The sequence below is a fragment of the Symbiobacterium sp. genome (genome assembly GCF_040797425.1).
In the GTDB taxonomy this organism is placed as follows: Bacteria; Bacillota; Sulfobacillia; order Symbiobacteriales; family Symbiobacteriaceae; genus Symbiobacterium.
Window position 1 is genome coordinate 72,604 of record NZ_JBFNEH010000001.1, and the last position, 18,990, is coordinate 91,593.

The following is an 18,990-nucleotide window of genomic DNA, read 5'->3' on the forward strand; positions in this document are numbered from 1 at the left end:
CGGTCGGCGCCTGGCGTACACGCCCTACTCGGGGGGAAGGCGTGAGGTCCAGGTCGCTCCTGGTCTTAACCCCTTGCCTCCAGTGGCTGCGAGGTCAACAGCCTTTAGTATACATTGGTGGCGAAACCACGTCAAGACGACGATTCCTCGTCATCGGCGTCCTGAGCCAACCACGGCGGACGGCCCGGGCCGTCGCCGTAGATGACCTCCTCCAGGCAGAGGCCGTGGGGAGGCAGCGTGCGCCCCGCGTACCGGCGCTCGCCGGTCTCCAGGGCCTTCCTGACCTCCGCGAGGGTGCGGCGGGCAGCGCCCACCTCCAGCAGGGTGCCGGCGATGATGCGCACCATGTTGTACAGGAAGCCGTCAGCCGTCACATCCAGGTAGAGCAACGGCCCGTCCTGCGTCAGCGTGAGCCGCGTGATCGTCCGCACCGTCGTTCGGGCCGATCCCCCGGTGGCGCGGAACGCGGCGAAGTCGTGCCGGCCCACCAGCAGCTCCGCCGCGCGGCGCATCGCCGCCACATCCACGGGGCGGTGCCAGTGGTAGGCGTAGAGGCGGGTCAGCGGCGAGGGATAGGGCGAGATGTGGAAGGTGTACCGGTACCGCTTCTCCCGCGCCCAGTAGCGGGCGTGGAACTCGGGCGGCACCAGCGCCGCACCCACGACAGCGATGTCGTCGGGCAACCGGCTGTTCATCGCGGCCGGCCACCGGTCGATGGGGATGTTGGTAGACTGGGTGCGCACGTGGACCACCTGACCCCGGGCGTGAACGCCGGCGTCGGTGCGGCCGGCGGCGGAGGCGATGCGCAGGTCCGGCTCGCCCGTGACGGCGCGCAGCGCCTCCTCCAGCCGCTCCTGCACCGTCACCGCGTTGGGCTGCCGCTGGAAGCCCGCATAAGCCGTGCCGTCGTAAGCGATCGTCAGCTTCACCGACTGCACACCCTCACCTCCCCTGCGGAACGCTGGCTGCCCCGGGCAAGCCTAGCCCAAGCCGGTCAGGCGCAGGACCGCGACGAGGACGACGAACCCGACCAGCACGGCCAGGGCGACGCCGTCCCGGGGCGCGAAAACCAGTTCGTACATCCGCGTGCGGCCGTCGCCGCCCCGGTACCCCCGGGCTTCCATGGCCGTGGCCAACTCATCCGCCCGCCGGAAGGCGGCCACGAAGAGCGGCACTAGCACGGGCACCAGGCTCCGCACCCGCGCCATGAGGGAGCCGCTGGAGAAGCTGGCGCCACGGGCCTGCTGGGCCCGCATGATGCGGTCGGCCTCCTCCGCCAGCGTGGGGATGAACCGCAGGGCAATGGTCATCATCAGGGCCAGCTCGTGCGCCGGAACGCCGATGGGCCGGAGGGGCCGCAGCATCCGCTCGAGCCCGTCGGTGAGCCGGATCGGCGAAGTGGTGAGCGTGAGCAGCGAGGCGATGATCACGAGGAGCAGGAGGCGGGTGGTGGTGACGCCCACCATCACCAGGCCGTCCCGCGTGGCCGTGAGCGGCCCGAGGCGGAAGAGCGGTTCGCCCGGCGTAAGGAACAGGTTGAACGCCGCGGTGATCACCAGGAAGATCAGAATGGGGCGCAGGCCCCGCAGAATCAGCCGGAGGGGGACCCGCGAGAGGGCAACCAGGATCAGGGTAAACAGGATGCTGGCGAGATAACCGGGCCAGGCGCGGGGCAGGAAGATGGCCACCGAAAGGAGCAGGACCCCGGTGATCTTCACCCGGGGATCGATGCGGTGCAGCAGGGAATTGCCCGGGAAGTACTGGCCGATGGTCACGCCCTGAAAGGTCACCGCCGGTCAGCCCCCTTTCCCCTCGCCTGCAAGGCCGCCTTGATGGCCTCCACCGCCTGGTCCAGCGTGACGATGTCGGGCGGCAGATCCCAGCCGCGCGCCCGGAGCTTGTCCGCGAGGTCCACCGCCGCGGGCACGCCCAGCCCGATGGCCTCCAGCTCAGCCCGGCGGGCAAAGAGTTCCCGGGGCGTGCCCACCATGTGCACCCGGCCCCGGTGCATCACCAGCACGCGGTCGGCCCGCTCGGCCACGTCATCCATTGAGTGAGAGACGAGGATCACGGTCATGCCCAGCGCCGGGAAGGTGCCCACGAGATCGAGGATCTCGGCCCGCCCCTGCGGATCGAGACCAGCCGTGGGCTCGTCCAGGATCAGCACCCGCGGCTCCATGGCGAGGACCCCCGCCAGGGCCACCCGGCGGGCCTGGCCGCCCGAGAGGCCAAAAGGCGAACGGTCCTTGATGTCGGCGGGCAGCCCGACCCGCTCCAGGGCCGACAGCACGCGCCGCTCCACTTCGGCGGCGTCCAGGCGCATGTTGCGCGGTCCGAAGGCAACGTCTTCGAAGACCGTCTCGCCGAAGAGCTGGTGCTCCGGGTACTGGAAGACCAGGCCCACGCGCTGCCGCACCTTCCGCAGGTCAGTGGAGCGGTCGGCGAGGTCCATGCCGTCCACCAGCACGCGGCCGCTGGTCGGCCGGAGGAGGCCGTTCATGTGCTGAATCAGGGTCGACTTGCCCGATCCTGTCGGACCAATGATGCCCCAGAACTCGCCGTCGGGGATGGTGAGCGTGACGTCCTCGAGCGCCTTCCACTCGAACGGCGTTCCGGGCTGATAGATGTGGCTTACCCCTTCGAAGACAATTGGCATAAGGCCTCCACCAGCTCATCCAGCGTCAGTATTGTACGCGGCAGCGGAACCCCGTCGGCCCGAAGCCGCTCGGCCACCTGCACGGCAGGGGGCACGTCCAGCCGGAGCTCGCGCAGGCGCTCCGCCTGGCTGAACACCTCGCGCGGGGTGCCGACCATCTGGACCTTCCCCCGGGCCATGACGATCACCCGATCGGCCACGGCGGCCTCCTCCATGAAGTGGGTGATCCAGACCACGGCCATGCCCAGCTCACGGTTGAGGCGGCGCACCACCTCGAGCACCTCGGTCCGCCCGGAAGGGTCGAGCATCGCCGTCGGCTCGTCCAGCACCAGGCAGGCCGGACGGAGGGCCAGCGCCCCGGCAATGGCCACCCGCTGCTTCTGGCCGCCCGAGAGAAGGTGCGGCGGCCGGAGACGGTGGGCGGTCATGCCGACGGCCGCCAGGGCCTCGGCGACGCGCACCCGGATCTCCTCTGGGGGCAGCCCCTGGTTCTCGGGGCCGAAGGCCACGTCCTCCTCGACCACGGCCGCGACGATCTGGTTGTCCGGGTTCTGGAAGACCATGCCCACCCGGTCCCGAACGGGCCAGAGGTTGTGCTCCTCACGGGTGTCGAGGCCGTCCACCAGCACCCTGCCGGTGCGGGGCAGCAGGAGGGCGTTGAGGTGCCGGGCCAGGGTGGACTTCCCCGAACCGTTCATGCCGAGCACGGCCAGGAACTCGCCTCGCCGGACAACGGCGTCCACGCCGTCCAGTGCAAGGGTAACCGGAGCGCCGTCGGTGCCGTCCTCCCGCCCGTAGGCGTAGGTGACCTGCTCGACCACGATGTAAGGATCGGCCACGACACATCTCCCTCCCGTCTCGTTGAAACGCCCGGGCGCTTGCGCGCCCGGGCGTATCGCACCAGTTGGCTTAGACCAGTTCGAGAATCGCCATGGGGGCTGCGTCGCCCTTCCGGACGCCGGCCTTGATCACCCGGGTGTAACCGCCGTTGCGGTCAGCATACCGGGAGGCAATGTTCTGGAACAGCTTGGTGACCACCGACTCGTCGTAGATGTAAGCCAGAGCCTGCCGCCGGGCGTGCAGGTCGCCGCGCTTCGCGAGGGTGATCATCTCCTCGGCGATGGCCTGAACCTCCTTCGCCTTGGCCTCGGTCGTTTCGATCCGCTCCTTGTCGAACAAGGCCGTCACCAAAGCCCGGAACAGCGCCTTGCGTGCGGAGCTATCGCGACCGAGCTTCTGATAATGAGCCATCTTTCTCGTTCACCCCTATCCTGTCCAGATGAAAGCGCTTCGGGGCTAGTCGTCGGACTGCCGCAGACTGAGGCCGAAGGCCGCCAGCTTGGTCTTGACCTCTTCCAGCGACTTCTTGCCCAGGTTGCGCACCTTCATCATCTCTTCGTCTGTCTTGGAGCAGAGCTCCGCCACCGTGTTGATGCCGGCGCGCTTCAGGCAGTTGTAGGAACGAACCGACAGATCGAGCTCCTCGATGGTCATCTCCATCAGCTTGTTGCGGTCGTCGTCTTCCTTCTCCTGCATGAACTCGATCTCGTCGGCGTCTTCGGTCAGCGAGATGAAGAGCTCAAGGTGCTCCTTCAGGATCTTCGCCGCCCACGAGCAGGCCTCGTCCGGGCGAACGGCCCCGTTCGTCCAGACCTCCAGGGTCAGCTTGTCGAAGTTGGTCCGGTTGCCGACGCGGGTGTGCTCGACGGTGTAGTTCACGCGGCGGATGGGGGAGAAGATCGAGTCGACGGGGATTACGCCGATGGGCATGTCGGGGGTCTTGTTCTGGTCGGCCGGCACGTACCCCCGCCCCTTGGCCACGGTGATCTCGGCAATCAGCCGTCCGCCCTTGTCCAGGGTGGCGATGTGCAGGTCCGGGTTGAGGATCTCCACGTCGGCGTCCGTATGAATCTCCCCAGCGGTGACTTCACCCTCGCCCTCTGCCTGGATGCGGAGAATCTTCGGCTCATCGCTGTGCATCCGGAGCGACAGCTGCTTGAGGTTGAGGATGATATCCGTCACGTCCTCGACCACGCCGGGGATCGTGGAGAACTCATGCAGCACGCCGTCGATCTTCACAGAGGTAACTGCAGCGCCCGGCAGCGAAGAGAGCAGGATTCGCCGCAGCGAGTTGCCAAGGGTGATGCCGTAGCCGCGCTCCAGAGGCTCCACCACGAACTTGCCGTAGCTGTTGTCCTCGGCGAGCACTACGGTCTCAATCTTGGGCTTTTCCATTCCGATCATCTGGTAGATACCCCCAATTCCCTGTCTCACTCACTTGTGAGCGCCCTACGCCACCGCCCCAGATCTTAGATCCGCTCCCCGGCCGCGGCCGAGACGAGGGCCGCGGCCCGCGCAACCGACGCGTTTATTACCGGGAGTAGAACTCGACGATGAGCTGCTCCTGAACCGGCGCGTCGATCTCGTCACGATTGGGCAGGCGCAGAACCGTGCCCCGCATGGCCTCGGGATCGACCGAGAGCCAGGCCGGCACCGTGCGCGATGCGGCTGCGACGACCTCCTTCAGCCGCTTGTGGTCGCGGGAGGACTCGCGCACAGCCACAACGTCGCCCTCACGCACCAGGTAAGAGGGGATGTTGACCTTGCGGCCGTTGACCTCGATGTGGGAATGCTTCACGATCTGGCGGGCCTCCGCACGGCTGGCGGCAAAGCCCATCCGGTACACCACGTTGTCGAGCCGCCGCTCCAGGAGCTGCAGGAGCACCTCGCCCGTGACACCCTTCTTGCGGCTGGCCATCTCGAAGTACCGCTCGAACTGCCGCTCCAGCACGCCGTAGAACCGACGGGCCTTCTGCTTCTCACGCAGCTGCAGGGCGTACTCCGACTGCTTGCGCCGGGCCACGCCATGCTGACCGGGCGGGGTCGCCCGCTTCACAACGGGGCACTTGTCGCTGTAGCACTTCTCGCCCTTCAGGTAGAGCTTAACGCCCTCCCGCCGGCACAGCCGGCAGACGGCTCCAGTGTATCGCGCCATGTCTTGCTACTTCCCTCCTGTTCCTACACCCGGCGCCGCTTCGGCGGACGGCAGCCATTGTGCGGGATCGGGGTCACGTCCTTGATCGTCGTGACCTCCAGGCCAGCGGCCTGCAGCTGGCGGATGGCCGCCTCACGGCCCGACCCCGGCCCCTTCACCAGGACCTCGACCTCGCGCACGCCGTGCTCCATCGCGTCCTTGGCCGCCTTCTCGGCCGCCATCTGCGCAGCGAACGGCGTGGACTTCCGCGAGCCCTTGAAGCCCATCGAGCCGGAGGTCGCCCAGGCGAGGGCGTTCCCCTGCATGTCGGTGATCGTTACGATGGTATTGTTAAAAGTAGAACGGATGTGGGCCACGCCCTTGTCGACGTGCTTCCGCTCCTTCCGCTTGGTACGAACGGCACGCTTTGCCATTTAGCCGTGTCCCTCCCTTTACTTGCCGGCCTTCTTCTTGCCGGCGACCGTGCGCCGCGGGCCCTTCCGGGTCCGGGCGTTCGTCTTGGTGCGCTGGCCGCGCACCGGCAGGCCACGGCGGTGCCGCAGGCCACGATAGCAGCCGATCTCGATCAGCCGCTTGATGTTCATCTGCACTTCACGCTGCAGGTCGCCCTCGACCTTGTACTCGTGGTCGATGACCTCGCGAAGCTTGGCCACCTGCTCTTCGGTCAGGTCGCGGACGCGGATGTTCGGATCGATACCCGTCTTCTGCAGGATCTCACGGGAAAGCGACCAGCCGATGCCGTAGATGTACGGCAAGGCAGCCTCAATGCGCTTGTCACGGGGCAGGTCCACACCTGCGATACGCGCCATTGTCCTGAAAAACCCTCCTCAAATCGGAAACACGAAGTTGAAAGAAAATGCACGACCCGTCCCGGAGCGACGACGCCGCAGGAAAAGTGGCGAGGGAAGAGGGACCTCGGCCACCAGCCGCTCCCTGACGGCGAGGCCGCCGGGTTCCAGCCCGGTTTTTGCACGCCTCCCGGCAGTGTCCGAACCTCGAGCCCATGCGGAAATGCCGGTGCTCCCCCTTACGTCCGCAAGAGGTGCGCCAGCCCAAGACAGGCAAAAACTTCACTGGTCTGCGGGGCCGCCGTACGGTTAGCGAAGCGCACGCCTCCGTACCCTACCCCTGCTTCTGCTTGTGCTTCGGGTTCTCGCAGATCACCATCACGTGACCGTGCCGCTTGATGATCTTGCACTTCTCGCAGATCGGCTTCACCGACGGGCGAACCTTCACGAGCAGCCCCTCCTCTCTTTACGCGCTCGCTCTGGCCGTGTGCGGTCCATGTCAAGCGCAGGGATGCAGACCAAAAAGGAAAAAGGAAAAGTCGGTTAACCGGCCTTCCGTGGGCCGATCTATTTATACCGGTATACGATTCTACCACGAGTGAGGTCGTAAGGCGACAGTTCCACCGTCACCCGGTCGCCTGGAAGGATCCGGATGAAGTTCATGCGAATCTTGCCGGACACGTGGGCGAGCACCTGGTGTCCGTTGGCCAGCTTCACCCGGAACATGGCGTTGGGCAGTGGCTCCACAACGGTGCCCTCAACCTCGATCACATCGTCCTTGGACATACGCGGATATCATCCCTCCTCACAGGCTCTCCCCAGGAATTTCGTCCAGGACCTTCGCGATCTCTTCGTCGGTGACCTTGGCGCCTCGTTCCAGTCGGAGAGCCAGGGAGGGATCCGCCCAACCAAGCACCTCCAGGTGCCGCCGATTCTTGTGCTTCGGGCGGGCCACCGTCCGCCGCCCACCGTTGGCCACCGCGACGAACCGCTCGTCCAGCACTCGCACCACGACGTATAAGGATCCCAGGTCGCGTCCGGCCAGAGATCGCACAATGGCGCCGGGCCTTAGACCCGGTTGGTCCACCGACGTGCACCTCCGTATTCCCAAGCGAAAGTGGGTTCGCACGCAGAGAGCAATATCATTATTATAGCACGAAACCGGGAAACTATTCCTCACGGCTTGGTGAGAATCTCCGGGCCGTTCTCCGTGATCGCCACCGTGTGCTCGAAGTGTGCCGAGTAGCTGCCGTCGGCTGTCACCGCGGTCCACCCGTCGTCGAGCACCCGCACCTCCCAGGTGCCCACGTTCACCATCGGCTCGATGGCCAGCACCATCCCGGGGCGCAGCAGCACGCCGGTGCCAGGCTGGCCGTAGTTGGGAACCGGGGGGTCCTCGTGCATCCGCGCCCCCACGCCGTGGCCCACAAAGTCGCGAACAACGCTGAAGCCCTGGGACTCTACGTACGACTGCACCGCGTGGCCCACGTCTCCCAGCCGATTGCCAGGATAACACCGGGCAATCGCTTTTTCAAGCGCGATTCGTGTGACTTCCAGCAGCCTGGCGGCCTCCGGCGACACCTTCCCGACGGGGTGCGTGTACGCCGAGTCGCCTACCCAGCCGCCGTAGGTCACCCCGAGGTCGATGGCGATGATATCGCCCTCCGCAAGCTTCCGGTCCCCGGGGATCCCGTGGACCACCACCTCGTTGACCGAGGCGCAGATCGACGCCGGGTAGCCGTGGTAACCCTTGAAGGTCGGAATGCCGCCGGCCTGGCGGATCAGCCGCTCGGCGAGGGCGTCGAGCTCCCGGGTGGTGATTCCCGGCTCGATCACCCGCGCCAGCTCCTGGTGCACCTGCCAGACGATCAGCCCGGCCTCCTTCATCTGCTGGATCTCGCGGGTCGTCTTGCGGATGATCATCGGTTGCCCTTGACGGCCTCCTTGATGTCTGCCGTGACCTTCTCCATCGGCTGATCGCCGTTTACGGTCCTCACCAGCCCCTGTTCGGCGTAGAACTGAAGCAGCGGCGCGGTCTGGTTGTGGTAGAGGCTCAGCCGCACGGCCACCTTCTCCGCCTGGTCGTCGCTGCGCTGGTACAGCTCACCGCCGCACCGGTCACAAACGCCCTCACGGGACGGGGGATTGTACTTCACGTGGTAGGTAGCGCCACAGGAGCGACAGACCCGCCGCCCCACGGCGCGGTCCACCAGCAGTTCGTCCGGGACGGCGATGTTGATCACGGCGTCGAGCGTGAGCCCCAGGTCGGCCAGCATCCCCTCCAGTGCACGGGCCTGGTCGGGGGTACGGGGGTAGCCATCCAGGATGAAGCCTTTCACGCAGTCGGGCTGCGCCAGCCGTTCCTTGACCATTGCGTTGGTGACGTCGTCGGGAACGTACTTGCCGGCGTCGACGTACTCCTTGGCCAGCTTGCCCAGAGGCGTCCCCTGCTGCATGTTGGCCCGGAAGATGTCGCCGGTCGAGATGTGCGGAATGACCTCCTGCTCGGCCAGCCTTGCAGCCTGCGTGCCCTTGCCGGCACCTGGAGGTCCCATCAGGATAATGTGCATCCGTTCCCTCTCCTCCTCAGAGCCCCCTGCGGGCGGGTCCGCGCCGCCCCCGCAGGTCCGCCCCGCACCCCGGGGGCCGGGTGGGCCGGGGGACGGCATCGGCCGTACCCGCGAGGACCGGTTCCGTCCCCTGCGGGACGGCCCGGTCCTCTGCGCGTCAACACGTACCTAGGTGCGCATGAATCCCTGGTAGTGCCGCATGACCAGCTGGGCCTCGAGCTGCTTGGCGGTCTCCAGCGCCACGCTGACGACGATGAGCAGCGAGGAGCCGCCGATGTACGCGTTCTGGACGCCCAGCAGACCGATCAGGGTAATCGGCAGGATGGTGACGGCCGCCAGGAACAGACCACCCACCAGGGTGAGCCGGTTGGAGATCCGCTCCAGGTACTCGGCGGTGGGCTTGCCCGGGCGGTAGCCCGGGATGAACCCGCCGTTCTTCTTGATGTTATCGGCGACGGTCTCCGGGTTGAAGGTAATCGCCGTGTAGAAGTACGTGAAGAAGATGATCAGCAACGCGTTGATCAGCATGAACCAGGCAGAGCGCGTATCAAAGTACTTCCCCACAAACATGGCGAACTTCGAGTACGGGACGAACTGTGCGATCGTAATGGGGAGGTACATCAGCGACGAGGCGAAGATCAGCGGGATCACGCCGGCCTGGTTGATGCGGATGGGCAGGTGAGTCCGCTGCCCGCCCATCACACGCCTGCCGACGACACGCTTCGCGTACTCCACCGGAATCTTCCGTACGCCTTCGTTGATAATCACCACGAAGACAACCATGAGGAGGGCGATCACAGCCACGCCCAGAGGCTGGAAGATGTTGTGCTGGCCGGCCTGAAGCAGTTGGATCTCGCTGCCAATGGAGTAAGGCAGCCGGGTGACGATGTTTGCGAAAATGATCAGCGAGATGCCATTGCCGATGCCCTTCTCCGTGATCTCCTCGCCGATCCACATCACGAGGGCGGTGCCCGCCGTCAGGCTCACCATGATCACGAAGAGGGTGGTCCAGTTGTTGTGGAGGAAGGCGCCAGAGTTCTTCAGGGCGTAACCGATGCCGAAGGCCTGCACGAGGCCCAGCACCACCGCACCGTAGCGCGTGTACTGCTGGATCTTCTTCCGGCCTTCCTCGCCCTCCTTCTGCAGCTCCTCCAGCCGCGGGATCACGACGGTGAGCAGCTGCATGATGATGGACGAGTTGATGTACGGGGTCACGCCCATCGCGACGATCGCGAACTTGGAGAAGGCGCCGCCTGCGAAGATGTCAAAGAACTGGAAAAGGCCGCCCGCTCCGAACACTCTCGCAAGCTGATCCAGGTCCACCCCAGGGACGGGAATATGCGCGCAGATCCGAATGAGCACGAGCATGCCGATGGTGAAGAGCAGGCGCTTCCTCAGGCCCGGCAGCCGCAGCGAACTGCGCAGCGTCTCCAGCATCCTCATGGCTGTTACTTCACCTCTTCGGTGGCTTCTCCGATAACCTCAACCTTTCCGCCCGCGGCCTCGATCTTCTGCCTTGCGGACTCGCTCACCGCGTGGGCCCGCACGGTCAGGGCCTTGGTGAGCTCGCCCGTGCCCAGGATCTTGACGCCCTTCACCGCACCCTTGCAGACTCGGCTCTCATGCAGCAGTTCCGGAGTAACGACAGTGCCCGACTCGAACCGCTCGAGGTCGGCGACGTTGACCACCTGGTACGTAACCTTGAACGGTGCGTTGGAGAAGCCCCGCTTGGGCAGCCGCCGCATCAGCGGCATCTGGCCGCCTTCGAAGCCCGGGCGGACGCCGCCGCCAGAGCGGGCGTTCTGGCCCTTGTGGCCCCTTCCGGCGGTCTTCCCGAGGCCGGAACCGATGCCGCGGCCCTTGCGCTTGCGCTCCTGGCGGGCACCGGGGTTCGGAGCCAGCTCATGCAGTTTCATCCGATGTCACCTCAGTTCGTCTGGGCTATCACAGGGGGCGCCGGCACGGACCGGCGCCGTCCGCGTTCTGGTCTTCGTGTGGCCCTAGCCCTCCTGCACCTCAACCATGTGCGCCACGCGGGCGATCATGCCGCGCACGGCGGGGTTGTCGGGCCGCTCCACCGTCTTGTTCAGCTTGGTCAGGCCCAGGGACTTGCAGGTGGCGACCACCTGCTTGTTCCGCCCGGCCAGGCCGCGCTTCAGCGTGATCTTCAACGTGCCAGCCATGGTCTCCACCCTCCTCTAGCCGAGGATCTCCTCAACAGCCTTGCCGCGCAGCTTCGCGACTTCCTCCGCGCTCTTGAGCTGCTTCAGGCCTTCGATCGTGGCGAGTACCTGGTTGGCCGCGTTGTTGGAGCCCAGGCTCTTGGTGAGGATGTCCCGCACACCGGCGGCCTCCAGCACCGCACGAACGGCACCGCCGGCGATCACGCCGGTACCGGGAGAGGCAGGCTTCAGCAGCACCTTGCCGGCGCCGAACTCACCGATGACCTCGTGAGGGATGGTCGTGCCCTTCAGGGGCACCGTGATCATGTGCTTCTTCGCGTCCTCGGTGCCCTTGCGCACGGCCTCGGGAATCTCGGCCGCCTTGCCCAGGCCGGCGCCCACGCGCCCGTTGCCGTCGCCAACGACCATCACGGCGGAGAAGCTCATGCGCCGGCCGCCCTTCACGGTCTTCGCGACGCGCCGGAGGTCGACCATTTTCTCCTTCAGTTCGGGCTGATTGCTCTCGTTGCGAGCCACGTTCGTGTTTCCCTCCCTCGACTTAGAACTCCAGGCCGGCTTCGCGGGCGGCCTCAGCGAGGGCGGCGACGCGGCCGTGGTAGAGGTACCCGGCACGGTCGAAGACCACCTTCGTCACGCCTGCCGCCAGTGCACGCTTGGCGATCACTTCGCCCACAATCGCAGCGGCAGCCTTGTTGCCGCCGCTGGCGCCCTGCAGCCGGGCCTTGACCTCGGGGTCGAGGGTCGAGGCGGAAACCAGCGTCCGGCCGACCGTGTCGTCAATCACCTGGGCATAGATGTTCTGGTTCGAACGGAAGACATTAAGCCGCGGCCGCTCGGGCGTGCCGTGGACGGTCTTCCGCACCCGCAGCTGGCGCACCCGGCGCGCCTTGTTGCGATCCTGCTTGATGATCATCCTCGGTCACCCCCCTACTTCTTACCGGTCTTGCCTTCCTTGCGCCGGATGTGCTCGCCGACGTACTTAATGCCCTTGCCGAGATACGGCTCGGGCGGCCGGACGGCCCGGATGTTGGCCGCAATCTGGCCGACCAGTTCCTTGTCGATACCAGACACGATGATCTGGTTGGGGGCCGGGACCTGGAACTCAATCCCCTGCGGCGGGTTGAACACCACCGGGTGCGAGTAGCCGACCGTCAGGGTGAGCGTCTGGCCGGTCTTGGCGGCACGGTAGCCCGTACCGACCAGTTCCAGCGCTTTCGAATAGCCCTTGGTGACACCCTCCACCATGTTGGCGATCAGGGTGCGGGTCAGGCCATGCAGCGCCTTGTGCTCCCGCTCATCGGAAGGACGGGACACGTGGAGGGCGCCGTTTTCGATCGAAATGCTCATGTCGGGGTGGAACTTGCGGGTGAGCTCACCCTTGGGCCCCTTCACGCGCACGACGGAGCCGTCGATGGTGACCTCCACCCCCGCGGGAATCGGAATCGGAGTCCGACCAATGCGAGACACGGCAGCACCTCCTTCCTTACCAGATGTAGCAGAGAACCTCGCCGCCGACGCCTTCCCGGCGGGCCTGCTTGTCGGTCATGACGCCCTTGGAAGTCGACAGGATGGCGATGCCGAGGCCACCCAACACGCGCGGGATCTGATCCCGCTTGGCGTATACCCGCAGGCCGGGCCGGGAAATGCGCCGCAGACCCGAAATGACCCTCGTCTTATTGGGACCGTACTTCAGGTAGATCCGAATCGTGCCCTGGTGGCCGTTGTCGATCCACTCGAAGTCACGGATAAAGCCTTCGTCCTTCAGAATTTGCACGATAGCCCGCTTCATCTTCGACCCGGGAACGTCGACACGGTCGTGGTAGGCCGTGGTGGCGTTCCGGATTCGGGTCAGCAGGTCGGCAATCGGATCGGAGACGACCATGTATGTTTCCTCCTTTCAAGATCGGACGGTTGGAGCCAGATCTGCGAGGGAACGCCCCTCGCACCGCCGGCGTGGAGGTTGCGTGCTCGCCGGCTGAATCCACCGGGCCTCCGTGGCTCACCAGGGCGGCGCCGGTGCCCGGCTCCCCTGCCCGATTCTCCTCCTACCAGCTGGCCTTGCGGATGCCGGGGATCTGACCCTCGTGCGCCAACTTCCGGAAGCAGTGACGGCAGATGCCGAACTTCCGCATGTAGGCGCGGGGACGGCCGCAGAGCTTGCAGCGGTGGTACGAGCGAACGGCGTACTTCTGCGGGCGAGCCGCCTTGACCTTCAGCGAAGTCTTTGCCACTCTCGTCCCTCCCTAGCGGTCAGCGAAGGGCATGCCAAGCCCCGCAAGCAGGGCCTTCGCCTCTTCGTCGGTCTTTGCCGTCGTGACGATGATCACGTCCATGCCCCGAATCTTGTCGACCTTGTCGTAGTCGATCTCGGGGAAGATCAGCTGCTCCTTCAGGCCCAGAGCGTAGTTCCCCCGGCCGTCAAAAGCCTTGGGAGAGACCCCCCGGAAGTCGCGCACACGGGGGAGCGCGATGTAGATCAGCTTCTCCAGGAAGTCCCACATGCGGTCGCCCCGCAGCGTGACCTTGCAGCCGATCGGCATGCCGGTGCGGATCTTGAAGCTCGCGATGGACTTCTTCGCCCGGGTGATGACGGGCCGCTGGCCGGTGATGGCAGCGATGTCACCCACGGCGGCGTCCAGCGCCTTCGGGTTCTGTACGGCCTCGCCGACGCCCATGTTGATGACGATCTTCTCCAGCCGCGGGACCTGCATGGGATTGCGATAGTTAAACTGCTTCTGAAGTGCAGGAACGACCTCTTCCTGGTACTTCGTCTTCAGAATGGCCAAGTGCCACAAGCCTCCTTTCTCGGGCTCCTCCCGGTTAGCCCTTCTGCTGCTTCTTAGCCTTCTTGGCTTCGATCTTCTCCAGCGACATCACGTTCGAGGCGTGGATCGGCGCCTCCATCTCGATGATGCCGCCGTTGGGGTTCTTGGCAGAAGGCTTGGTGTGCTTCTTGACCATGTTCACGCCCTCGACCACCACGCGGTTCTCCTTGGGCAGCACGCGCAGAACCTTGCCCTGCTTGCCCTTGTCCTTCCCGCTGATGACGACGACGACCTCGTCTTTCCTCACGTGGACCTTGCCGTTATGCATCTCTTGCTACCCCCTCCCGATTAGAGAACCTCAGGAGCAAGGGAGATGATCTTCATGAACTCGCGGTCGCGCAGCTCGCGCGCCACAGGGCCGAAGATACGGGTTCCCCGGGGCTCCTTCTCGTCCTTCAGGATTACGGCAGCATTCTCGTCGAAGCGGATATAAGAACCGTCCTCGCGGCGCAGGCCCTTGCGGGTCCGCACAACCACGGCCTTGACCACTTCGCCCTTCTTGACGACGCCGCCGGGGCTGGCCTCCTTGACGGAGCAGACGATGACGTCGCCGATGTTGGCGTAACGGCGCCACGACCCGCCGAGCACCTTGATGCACATCAGCTCCTTGGCGCCGGTGTTGTCGGCGACCGCGAGGCGAGTCTGAACCTGGATCATGGCCGAAACCTCCTCTCATGAGCCAGCCGGTTTCTCCCCGGGTCAGCCTGCTCCCCGTGCCGGCGGTGCCGCCACGGAGCCGGCCGCCCTTCAAGACCTCGCTGACCTGGCCTCAGACGCTAAACTCTCTTCGCCGGCTCGATGATCTCCACGACGCGCCAGCGCTTCTCCTTGGAGAGCGGGCGGGTCTCCATGATGCGGACCTTGTCGCCCACCTTGCACTGGTTCTGCTCGTCATGGGCCTTGAACTTCTTGGTCCGACGGATGCGCTTCTTGTAGAGCGGGTGCTGGACCAGGGTCTCAACGGCAACCACGACGGTCTTGTCCATCTTGTCGCTGGTGACCACGCCTACACGGGTCTTGCGGAGATTGCGCTCTGCAGTCATGCCTTAACCTCCCCCTGGCCGCCCGCGCCCAGCTTCAGCTCGCGCTCACGGATGACGGTCTTGCAGCGGGCGATGGCCCTGCGGACCTCGCGCACACGTGCGGTGTTCTCGAGGTTGTTGACTGCCAACTGGAACCGGAGGTTAAAGAGCTCCTCCTTGAGGGCGGCCACCTTGGCCTTGATCTCCTCCGTGGACATCTCACGGATTTCCTTAACCTTCATTGGCTTCACCACCCGTCTCAACAGCGGCAGCCACTGCGGGCTTCTCCCGCTTCACGAACTTGCATTTGATGGGCAGCTTGTGCGCCGCCAGCCGCATGGCCTCCTGGGCCGTCTCCTCGTCCACGCCGGCCAGCTCGAAGAGGATGCGACCGGGCTTGACGACGGCGACCCACACCTCGGGGGCGCCCTTACCGGAACCCATACGAACTTCCAGCGGCTTGCGGGTCAGGGCCTTGTGCGGGAAGATCTTGATCCAGACCTTACCACCGCGCTTGATGAAACGGGTCATGGCGATACGGGCAGCCTCGATCTGCCGGTCGGTGATGAACGCAGGCTCCAGGGCCTGCAGCCCGTACTCGCCGAAAGCGATCTCGTTACCGGCCTTGGAGCGGCCCTTGTTCAGCTTGGCGACCGCCTTGTGGACGCGGCGCCACTTGACGCGCTTCGGTGCAAGCACTAGCTATGCCCTCCTTCCCGGTTGACGGGCTTCGGGCCCGCAGCGATCGCCGCGCGCTCTGCGGCGGCCCTCTCCTCGCGGCTCATCCGCTGTGCGCCCTGGCCGCCGCGGCCGCCACGGCCCGCGCGCCGCCCGCCGCGCTCACGCCGGTCGCCCCGCCGCTCGGCCTGCGCCGCCTGCTGCGCGGCCTCGCCGACGTACATCCAGACCTTGACGCCGATCTTGCCGAAGGTGGTATCGGCCTCTGCGAAGCCGTAATCGATGTCCGCCCGAAGGGTGTGCAGCGGCACGGTGCCCTCCCAGGCCCGCTCCGTGCGGGCGATCTCGGCGCCGCCGATGCGGCCGCTGATCACGATGCGGACGCCCTTGGCGCCGAGCCGCATGGCCTTCTGAATCGCCTGCTTCATCGCACGGCGGAAGGACATGCGCTTCTCCAGCTGCTGGGCGATGGACTCGGCCACCAGCTGCGCATCCAGCTCCGGCATGCGGATCTCCTTCACGTCCAGGGAGATCTGCTTGCCGGTCATCGCGGCCAGCTTGCTCTGCAGATCCGCGATGCCCTGGCCCTGACGGCCGATCACCATGCCCGGCTTGGCGGTGTGCACGATGACCTTGATGCGGTTCGCCGCCCGCTCGATCTCGATGCGGGAGACGCCAGCGGTGTACAGCGTCTTCTTGATGAACTTCCGGATCTTGACGTCCTCCACCAGCAGGTCGCTGAAGTTCTTCTTATCCGCATACCAGCGGGTGTCCCAGTCCTTCACGATGCCGATGCGGAGGCCCTTCGGGTGTACTTTCTGACCCACTGCTACTTAGCCTCCTTTTCCTTCACCATGACGGTGATGTGGGAGGTGCGCTTCAGGATGGGGAAGGCCTGCCCCCGCTGCCGCGGATGGTAGCGCTTCAGCGTGGGACCCTCATCGACAAACGCCTTGGAAATGATCAGGTTATCCTTGTTGAGGTTGTAGTTGTGCTCGGCGTTGGCGGCGGCGCTGGCGATCACCTTCGCGACCGGCACGGCAGCACGCTTGGGAATGAACTTCAGAAGCGCAAGGGCCTCGTTCACGCTCTTCCCACGAACGAGGTCGATCACCACACGCACCTTGCGCGGGGCGATGCGTACATAACGAGCGCTGGCCTTGACTTCCACGTGTGTTAACCTCCTTCACTCAGACTTTCAAGGGCCAGGTGTTACTTCACACGGCTGGACTTCTCGTCCCCACCGTGACCCCTGAAGGTCCGGGTCGGAGCGAACTCACCCAGCTTGTGGCCAACCATCTCCTCGGTGATGTACACCGGGACGTGGGTCTTGCCGTTGTGGACCGCGATCGTATGCCCGACCATCTCGGGGAAGATGGTGCAGTCACGGGCCCACGTCTTGAAGACCTTCTTCTCGCCCTTGGCGTTCATGGCGAGGATCTTCTTCTCAACAGAAGGGTCGATGTACGGACCCTTTTTGAGTGAACGACCCATTCAGCTTACACCCCTTCCCTACTTCTTGCGGCGGCTCACGATCAGCCGGTCAGACTTCTTGTTGGGCTTGCGGGTCTTGTAGCCCAGGGTCGGCTTGCCCCACGGGCTCACCGGGCTCGGACGGCCAATCGGCGCCTTGCCCTCGCCACCGCCGTGCGGGTGATCCACCGGGTTCATGGCGGAACCGCGGACGGTCGGACGCCAGCCCATGTGGCGCTTGCGGCCAGCTTTGCCGATCACGATGTTCTCGTGCTCGAGGTTGCCCACCTGGCCGATGGTGGCCCGGCACCGGAGCAGCACCTTGCGCTGCTCGCCGGACGGGAGCCGCAGCAGGGCGTAACCGCCCTCCTTCGCCATGATCTGCGCCGCAGCGCCGGCGGCACGGACCAGCTGTCCGCCGCGGCCGGGGTACAGCTCAACGTTGTGCACCAGGGTGCCAACGGGGATGTTCTCCAGCGGCAGGGCGTTGCCCACCCGGATGTCGGCGTCCGGACCGGTGACCACGGTGTCGCCGACCTTCAGGCCCACCGGGTGGAGAATGTACCGCTTCACGCCGTTGGGATACTGGATGAGCGCAATGCGGCAGGTCCGGTTCGGATCGTACTCGATCGTCTTCACCGTGGCCGGCATGCCGTCGAACTCGTTGCGCTTGAAGTCGATGATCCGGTACATCCGCTTGTGGCCGCCGCCGCGGTGCCGGACCGTGATGCGGCCGTAGACGTTGCGCCCAGCCTTCCGGGTGAGGCGCTGCAGCAGGGACTTCTCCGGCCTGTCCGTGGTCAGCTCCTCGAAGGTGTGCCGCGTCATCTGGCGGATACCCGGGGAGGTGGGCTTATAATGCTTGATTCCCATCGTGTACCCTCCTTACAGGCCCTCGAAGACCTTGATGCTGTCGCCTTCCTTGAGCTGGACGATGGCCTTCTTCCAGTCGGAACGGCGGCCGACGTACTTGCCCTGGCGACGAATCTTGCCCCTCACGCGCATCGTGTTGACTGCGGTGACGGTGACGCCGAAGATCTCCTCAATCGCCTTCTTGATTTCCGTCTTGTTCGCGTCCAGGCGAACCTTGAAGGCATACTTGCCCTCGCTCATCTTGGCCATGTTCTTCTCGGAGATGAGCGGCTTGAGGATGATGTCACGAGCCTCCATCAGCCCAGCACCTCCTCAACCTTGGCCACGGCGTCCTGGGTGAGCACCAGCTTGTCGGACGCCAGCACCTCGTAGACGTTGAGGTTGCGGGCCGCGTTGGCGCGCACGCCGGGGATGTTCCGGGCCGACTTGTAGACGTTGATGTTCTCCTCGGCGGTCACGATAAAGGCCTTGCCTTCCGCCTTCAGGTTTTTGAGGAGGGCGACGACCTCCTTGGTCTTGGGCGCCTCCAGATCGAAGGAATCAACGACGATCAGTTCGCCGGCCTTCACCTTGGCGCTGAGCGCCTGCCGCAGCGCTGCCCGGCGAGCCTTCTTGGGCATCTTCCAGCCGTAGTCGCGCGGATGCGGGCCAAACACGATACCGCCCTTCCGCCACTGCGGTGCGCGGATCGAGCCCTGCCGCGCACGACCGGTGCCCTTCTGGCGCCAGGGCTTCTTGCCGCCACCCCGCACCTCGCCGCGGGTCTTCGTATCATGCGTGCCCTGGCGCTGGTTGGCGAGGTACATCTGCACGGCCTCGTGCAGAAGACCGGGGTTCACCTCGGCCCCAAACACGGCGTCCGAAAGGGTGATCTCCCCGACGGTGGCGCCTTCCTTGTTATAAACGGCCACTTTCGGCATGTCTGCT

34 protein-coding genes are annotated in these 18,990 nt (G+C 65.4%); all 34 read right to left on the reverse strand.

The genetic code is table 11. The features are described 5' to 3' along the window. Nucleotides 1-131: 131 nt before the first annotated feature. Nucleotides 132-938 (reverse strand): tRNA pseudouridine(38-40) synthase TruA, encoded by an 807-nt coding sequence (truA, locus tag AB2385_RS00415; RefSeq protein WP_367652926.1) that lies wholly within the window; start codon nt 936-938, stop codon nt 132-134. A 42-nt stretch (nt 939-980) separates the two neighbouring features. Then, complete coding sequence (locus AB2385_RS00420; protein WP_367652927.1) at nt 981-1,790, reverse strand: energy-coupling factor transporter transmembrane protein EcfT; 810 nt, start codon at nt 1,788-1,790, stop codon at nt 981-983. Next, nucleotides 1,787-2,656: an energy-coupling factor transporter ATPase gene (locus tag AB2385_RS00425; RefSeq protein ID WP_367652928.1), complete on the reverse strand. Its 870-nt coding sequence runs from the start codon at nt 2,654-2,656 to the stop codon at nt 1,787-1,789. The genes AB2385_RS00420 and AB2385_RS00425 overlap by 4 nt, the downstream gene beginning before the upstream one ends. After that, a complete protein-coding gene (locus tag AB2385_RS00430) occupies nt 2,632-3,495 on the reverse strand; it encodes an energy-coupling factor transporter ATPase (RefSeq protein WP_367652929.1) in 864 nt (287 codons plus the stop codon). Before AB2385_RS00430 ends, AB2385_RS00425 begins: the two co-directional genes overlap by 25 nt. 70 nt (nt 3,496-3,565) lie before the next feature. Continuing rightward, on the reverse strand, nt 3,566-3,907 hold the full coding sequence (gene rplQ, locus AB2385_RS00435; RefSeq protein ID WP_367652930.1) for a 50S ribosomal protein L17: 342 nt from the start codon (nt 3,905-3,907) through the stop codon (nt 3,566-3,568). Nucleotides 3,908-3,952: 45 nt separating this feature from the next. Beyond that, on the reverse strand, nt 3,953-4,900 hold the full coding sequence (locus AB2385_RS00440) for a DNA-directed RNA polymerase subunit alpha (RefSeq protein WP_367652931.1): 948 nt from the start codon (nt 4,898-4,900) through the stop codon (nt 3,953-3,955). 127 nt (nt 4,901-5,027) lie between these two features. After that, nucleotides 5,028-5,651: a 30S ribosomal protein S4 gene (gene rpsD / locus AB2385_RS00445; RefSeq protein ID WP_367652932.1), complete on the reverse strand. Its 624-nt coding sequence runs from the start codon at nt 5,649-5,651 to the stop codon at nt 5,028-5,030. A gap of 23 nt (nt 5,652-5,674) precedes the next feature. Beyond that, nucleotides 5,675-6,064 carry a 30S ribosomal protein S11 gene (rpsK, locus tag AB2385_RS00450; RefSeq protein WP_367652933.1) on the reverse strand — a complete coding sequence of 130 codons (390 nt, stop codon included), beginning with the start codon at nt 6,062-6,064 and terminating at the stop codon, nt 5,675-5,677. Between the two features lie 18 nt (nt 6,065-6,082). After that, nucleotides 6,083-6,460, reverse strand: coding sequence for a 30S ribosomal protein S13 (rpsM, locus tag AB2385_RS00455; protein WP_367652934.1), 378 nt, complete (start codon nt 6,458-6,460; stop codon nt 6,083-6,085). A 313-nt stretch (nt 6,461-6,773) separates the two neighbouring features. Further along, the gene (gene rpmJ / locus AB2385_RS00460) at nt 6,774-6,887 is read right to left on the reverse strand and encodes a 50S ribosomal protein L36 (protein ID WP_066237970.1); all 114 of its coding nucleotides are present in this window, start codon (nt 6,885-6,887) and stop codon (nt 6,774-6,776) included. Nucleotides 6,888-7,006: 119 nt separating this feature from the next. Further along, a complete protein-coding gene (gene infA / locus AB2385_RS00465) occupies nt 7,007-7,225 on the reverse strand; it encodes a translation initiation factor IF-1 (protein ID WP_209465094.1) in 219 nt (72 codons plus the stop codon). 19 nt (nt 7,226-7,244) lie between these two features. Then, on the reverse strand, nt 7,245-7,451 hold the full coding sequence (locus AB2385_RS00470) for a hypothetical protein (RefSeq protein WP_367652935.1): 207 nt from the start codon (nt 7,449-7,451) through the stop codon (nt 7,245-7,247). Nucleotides 7,452-7,615: 164 nt separating this feature from the next. Further along, nucleotides 7,616-8,362 (reverse strand): type I methionyl aminopeptidase, encoded by a 747-nt coding sequence (gene map / locus AB2385_RS00475; RefSeq protein ID WP_367652936.1) that lies wholly within the window; start codon nt 8,360-8,362, stop codon nt 7,616-7,618. Next, the gene (locus AB2385_RS00480) at nt 8,359-9,009 is read right to left on the reverse strand and encodes an adenylate kinase (RefSeq protein WP_367652937.1); all 651 of its coding nucleotides are present in this window, start codon (nt 9,007-9,009) and stop codon (nt 8,359-8,361) included. The genes map and AB2385_RS00480 overlap by 4 nt, the downstream gene beginning before the upstream one ends. Nucleotides 9,010-9,177: 168 nt before the next feature. Beyond that, the gene (gene secY / locus AB2385_RS00485; protein ID WP_367652995.1) at nt 9,178-10,446 is read right to left on the reverse strand and encodes a preprotein translocase subunit SecY; all 1,269 of its coding nucleotides are present in this window, start codon (nt 10,444-10,446) and stop codon (nt 9,178-9,180) included. Nucleotides 10,447-10,457: 11 nt separating this feature from the next. After that, nucleotides 10,458-10,925 carry a 50S ribosomal protein L15 gene (gene rplO, locus AB2385_RS00490; RefSeq protein ID WP_367652938.1) on the reverse strand — a complete coding sequence of 156 codons (468 nt, stop codon included), beginning with the start codon at nt 10,923-10,925 and terminating at the stop codon, nt 10,458-10,460. An 84-nt stretch (nt 10,926-11,009) separates the two neighbouring features. Further along, nucleotides 11,010-11,192 carry a 50S ribosomal protein L30 gene (gene rpmD / locus AB2385_RS00495; RefSeq protein ID WP_367652939.1) on the reverse strand — a complete coding sequence of 61 codons (183 nt, stop codon included), beginning with the start codon at nt 11,190-11,192 and terminating at the stop codon, nt 11,010-11,012. 15 nt (nt 11,193-11,207) lie between these two features. Next, entirely contained in the window at nt 11,208-11,708 is a 501-nt protein-coding gene (gene rpsE / locus AB2385_RS00500; RefSeq protein ID WP_367652940.1) for a 30S ribosomal protein S5, read from the reverse strand. Between the two features lie 22 nt (nt 11,709-11,730). Next, nucleotides 11,731-12,105: a 50S ribosomal protein L18 gene (gene rplR / locus AB2385_RS00505; RefSeq protein ID WP_367652941.1), complete on the reverse strand. Its 375-nt coding sequence runs from the start codon at nt 12,103-12,105 to the stop codon at nt 11,731-11,733. 14 nt (nt 12,106-12,119) lie between these two features. After that, nucleotides 12,120-12,659 carry a 50S ribosomal protein L6 gene (gene rplF, locus AB2385_RS00510; RefSeq protein WP_367652942.1) on the reverse strand — a complete coding sequence of 180 codons (540 nt, stop codon included), beginning with the start codon at nt 12,657-12,659 and terminating at the stop codon, nt 12,120-12,122. 16 nt (nt 12,660-12,675) lie between these two features. Then, nucleotides 12,676-13,074, reverse strand: coding sequence for a 30S ribosomal protein S8 (gene rpsH / locus AB2385_RS00515; protein ID WP_367652943.1), 399 nt, complete (start codon nt 13,072-13,074; stop codon nt 12,676-12,678). Between the two features lie 163 nt (nt 13,075-13,237). Next, on the reverse strand, nt 13,238-13,423 hold the full coding sequence (locus tag AB2385_RS00520) for a type Z 30S ribosomal protein S14 (protein ID WP_367652944.1): 186 nt from the start codon (nt 13,421-13,423) through the stop codon (nt 13,238-13,240). 12 nt (nt 13,424-13,435) lie between these two features. Further along, nucleotides 13,436-13,978 carry a 50S ribosomal protein L5 gene (rplE, locus tag AB2385_RS00525; RefSeq protein WP_367652945.1) on the reverse strand — a complete coding sequence of 181 codons (543 nt, stop codon included), beginning with the start codon at nt 13,976-13,978 and terminating at the stop codon, nt 13,436-13,438. A gap of 34 nt (nt 13,979-14,012) precedes the next feature. Beyond that, entirely contained in the window at nt 14,013-14,285 is a 273-nt protein-coding gene (gene rplX / locus AB2385_RS00530) for a 50S ribosomal protein L24 (protein WP_367652946.1), read from the reverse strand. 20 nt (nt 14,286-14,305) lie between these two features. Continuing rightward, on the reverse strand, nt 14,306-14,674 hold the full coding sequence (gene rplN, locus AB2385_RS00535) for a 50S ribosomal protein L14 (protein ID WP_367652947.1): 369 nt from the start codon (nt 14,672-14,674) through the stop codon (nt 14,306-14,308). Between the two features lie 119 nt (nt 14,675-14,793). Then, complete coding sequence (rpsQ, locus tag AB2385_RS00540; RefSeq protein ID WP_367652948.1) at nt 14,794-15,060, reverse strand: 30S ribosomal protein S17; 267 nt, start codon at nt 15,058-15,060, stop codon at nt 14,794-14,796. Beyond that, nucleotides 15,057-15,281: a 50S ribosomal protein L29 gene (gene rpmC, locus AB2385_RS00545; RefSeq protein WP_367652949.1), complete on the reverse strand. Its 225-nt coding sequence runs from the start codon at nt 15,279-15,281 to the stop codon at nt 15,057-15,059. The genes rpsQ and rpmC overlap by 4 nt, the downstream gene beginning before the upstream one ends. Continuing rightward, nucleotides 15,271-15,738: a 50S ribosomal protein L16 gene (gene rplP / locus AB2385_RS00550; protein ID WP_367652950.1), complete on the reverse strand. Its 468-nt coding sequence runs from the start codon at nt 15,736-15,738 to the stop codon at nt 15,271-15,273. Before rplP ends, rpmC begins: the two co-directional genes overlap by 11 nt. Further along, a complete protein-coding gene (gene rpsC, locus AB2385_RS00555; RefSeq protein ID WP_367652951.1) occupies nt 15,738-16,544 on the reverse strand; it encodes a 30S ribosomal protein S3 in 807 nt (268 codons plus the stop codon). The genes rplP and rpsC overlap by 1 nt, the downstream gene beginning before the upstream one ends. A 2-nt stretch (nt 16,545-16,546) precedes the next feature. Further along, the gene (gene rplV / locus AB2385_RS00560; protein WP_367652952.1) at nt 16,547-16,888 is read right to left on the reverse strand and encodes a 50S ribosomal protein L22; all 342 of its coding nucleotides are present in this window, start codon (nt 16,886-16,888) and stop codon (nt 16,547-16,549) included. A 41-nt stretch (nt 16,889-16,929) separates the two neighbouring features. Next, entirely contained in the window at nt 16,930-17,211 is a 282-nt protein-coding gene (rpsS, locus tag AB2385_RS00565) for a 30S ribosomal protein S19 (protein WP_367652953.1), read from the reverse strand. Between the two features lie 18 nt (nt 17,212-17,229). After that, entirely contained in the window at nt 17,230-18,063 is an 834-nt protein-coding gene (rplB, locus tag AB2385_RS00570) for a 50S ribosomal protein L2 (protein WP_367652955.1), read from the reverse strand. Between the two features lie 12 nt (nt 18,064-18,075). Beyond that, nucleotides 18,076-18,363 carry a 50S ribosomal protein L23 gene (rplW, locus tag AB2385_RS00575; protein ID WP_367652996.1) on the reverse strand — a complete coding sequence of 96 codons (288 nt, stop codon included), beginning with the start codon at nt 18,361-18,363 and terminating at the stop codon, nt 18,076-18,078. Then, the gene (gene rplD, locus AB2385_RS00580) at nt 18,360-18,983 is read right to left on the reverse strand and encodes a 50S ribosomal protein L4 (RefSeq protein ID WP_367652956.1); all 624 of its coding nucleotides are present in this window, start codon (nt 18,981-18,983) and stop codon (nt 18,360-18,362) included. The genes rplW and rplD overlap by 4 nt, the downstream gene beginning before the upstream one ends. Between the last annotated feature and the right edge of the window lie 7 nt (nt 18,984-18,990).

What these genes read in the sequence shown, in the direction of transcription:
- AB2385_RS00425 (WP_367652928.1), bottom strand. Translation starts at nt 2,656, where the DNA reads ATGCCAATTGTCTTCGAAGGGGTAAGCCACATCTATCAGCCCGGAACG.
- rplQ (WP_367652930.1), bottom strand. Translation starts at nt 3,907, where the DNA reads ATGGCTCATTATCAGAAGCTCGGTCGCGATAGCTCCGCACGCAAGGCG.
- AB2385_RS00440 (WP_367652931.1), bottom strand. Translation starts at nt 4,900, where the DNA reads ATGATCGGAATGGAAAAGCCCAAGATTGAGACCGTAGTGCTCGCCGAG.
- rpsD (WP_367652932.1), bottom strand. Translation starts at nt 5,651, where the DNA reads ATGGCGCGATACACTGGAGCCGTCTGCCGGCTGTGCCGGCGGGAGGGC.
- rpsK (WP_367652933.1), bottom strand. Translation starts at nt 6,064, where the DNA reads ATGGCAAAGCGTGCCGTTCGTACCAAGCGGAAGGAGCGGAAGCACGTC.
- rpsM (WP_367652934.1), bottom strand. Translation starts at nt 6,460, where the DNA reads ATGGCGCGTATCGCAGGTGTGGACCTGCCCCGTGACAAGCGCATTGAG.
- infA (WP_209465094.1), bottom strand. Translation starts at nt 7,225, where the DNA reads ATGTCCAAGGACGATGTGATCGAGGTTGAGGGCACCGTTGTGGAGCCA.
- map (WP_367652936.1), bottom strand. Translation starts at nt 8,362, where the DNA reads ATGATCATCCGCAAGACGACCCGCGAGATCCAGCAGATGAAGGAGGCC.
- AB2385_RS00480 (WP_367652937.1), bottom strand. Translation starts at nt 9,009, where the DNA reads ATGCACATTATCCTGATGGGACCTCCAGGTGCCGGCAAGGGCACGCAG.
- secY (WP_367652995.1), bottom strand. Translation starts at nt 10,446, where the DNA reads ATGCTGGAGACGCTGCGCAGTTCGCTGCGGCTGCCGGGCCTGAGGAAG.
- rplO (WP_367652938.1), bottom strand. Translation starts at nt 10,925, where the DNA reads ATGAAACTGCATGAGCTGGCTCCGAACCCCGGTGCCCGCCAGGAGCGC.
- rpmD (WP_367652939.1), bottom strand. Translation starts at nt 11,192, where the DNA reads ATGGCTGGCACGTTGAAGATCACGCTGAAGCGCGGCCTGGCCGGGCGG.
- rplR (WP_367652941.1), bottom strand. Translation starts at nt 12,105, where the DNA reads ATGATCATCAAGCAGGATCGCAACAAGGCGCGCCGGGTGCGCCAGCTG.
- rpsH (WP_367652943.1), bottom strand. Translation starts at nt 13,074, where the DNA reads ATGGTCGTCTCCGATCCGATTGCCGACCTGCTGACCCGAATCCGGAAC.
- rplX (WP_367652946.1), bottom strand. Translation starts at nt 14,285, where the DNA reads ATGCATAACGGCAAGGTCCACGTGAGGAAAGACGAGGTCGTCGTCGTC.
- rplN (WP_367652947.1), bottom strand. Translation starts at nt 14,674, where the DNA reads ATGATCCAGGTTCAGACTCGCCTCGCGGTCGCCGACAACACCGGCGCC.
- rpsQ (WP_367652948.1), bottom strand. Translation starts at nt 15,060, where the DNA reads ATGACTGCAGAGCGCAATCTCCGCAAGACCCGTGTAGGCGTGGTCACC.
- rpmC (WP_367652949.1), bottom strand. Translation starts at nt 15,281, where the DNA reads ATGAAGGTTAAGGAAATCCGTGAGATGTCCACGGAGGAGATCAAGGCC.
- rpsS (WP_367652953.1), bottom strand. Translation starts at nt 17,211, where the DNA reads ATGGGTCGTTCACTCAAAAAGGGTCCGTACATCGACCCTTCTGTTGAG.
- rplB (WP_367652955.1), bottom strand. Translation starts at nt 18,063, where the DNA reads ATGGGAATCAAGCATTATAAGCCCACCTCCCCGGGTATCCGCCAGATG.
- rplD (WP_367652956.1), bottom strand. Translation starts at nt 18,983, where the DNA reads ATGCCGAAAGTGGCCGTTTATAACAAGGAAGGCGCCACCGTCGGGGAG.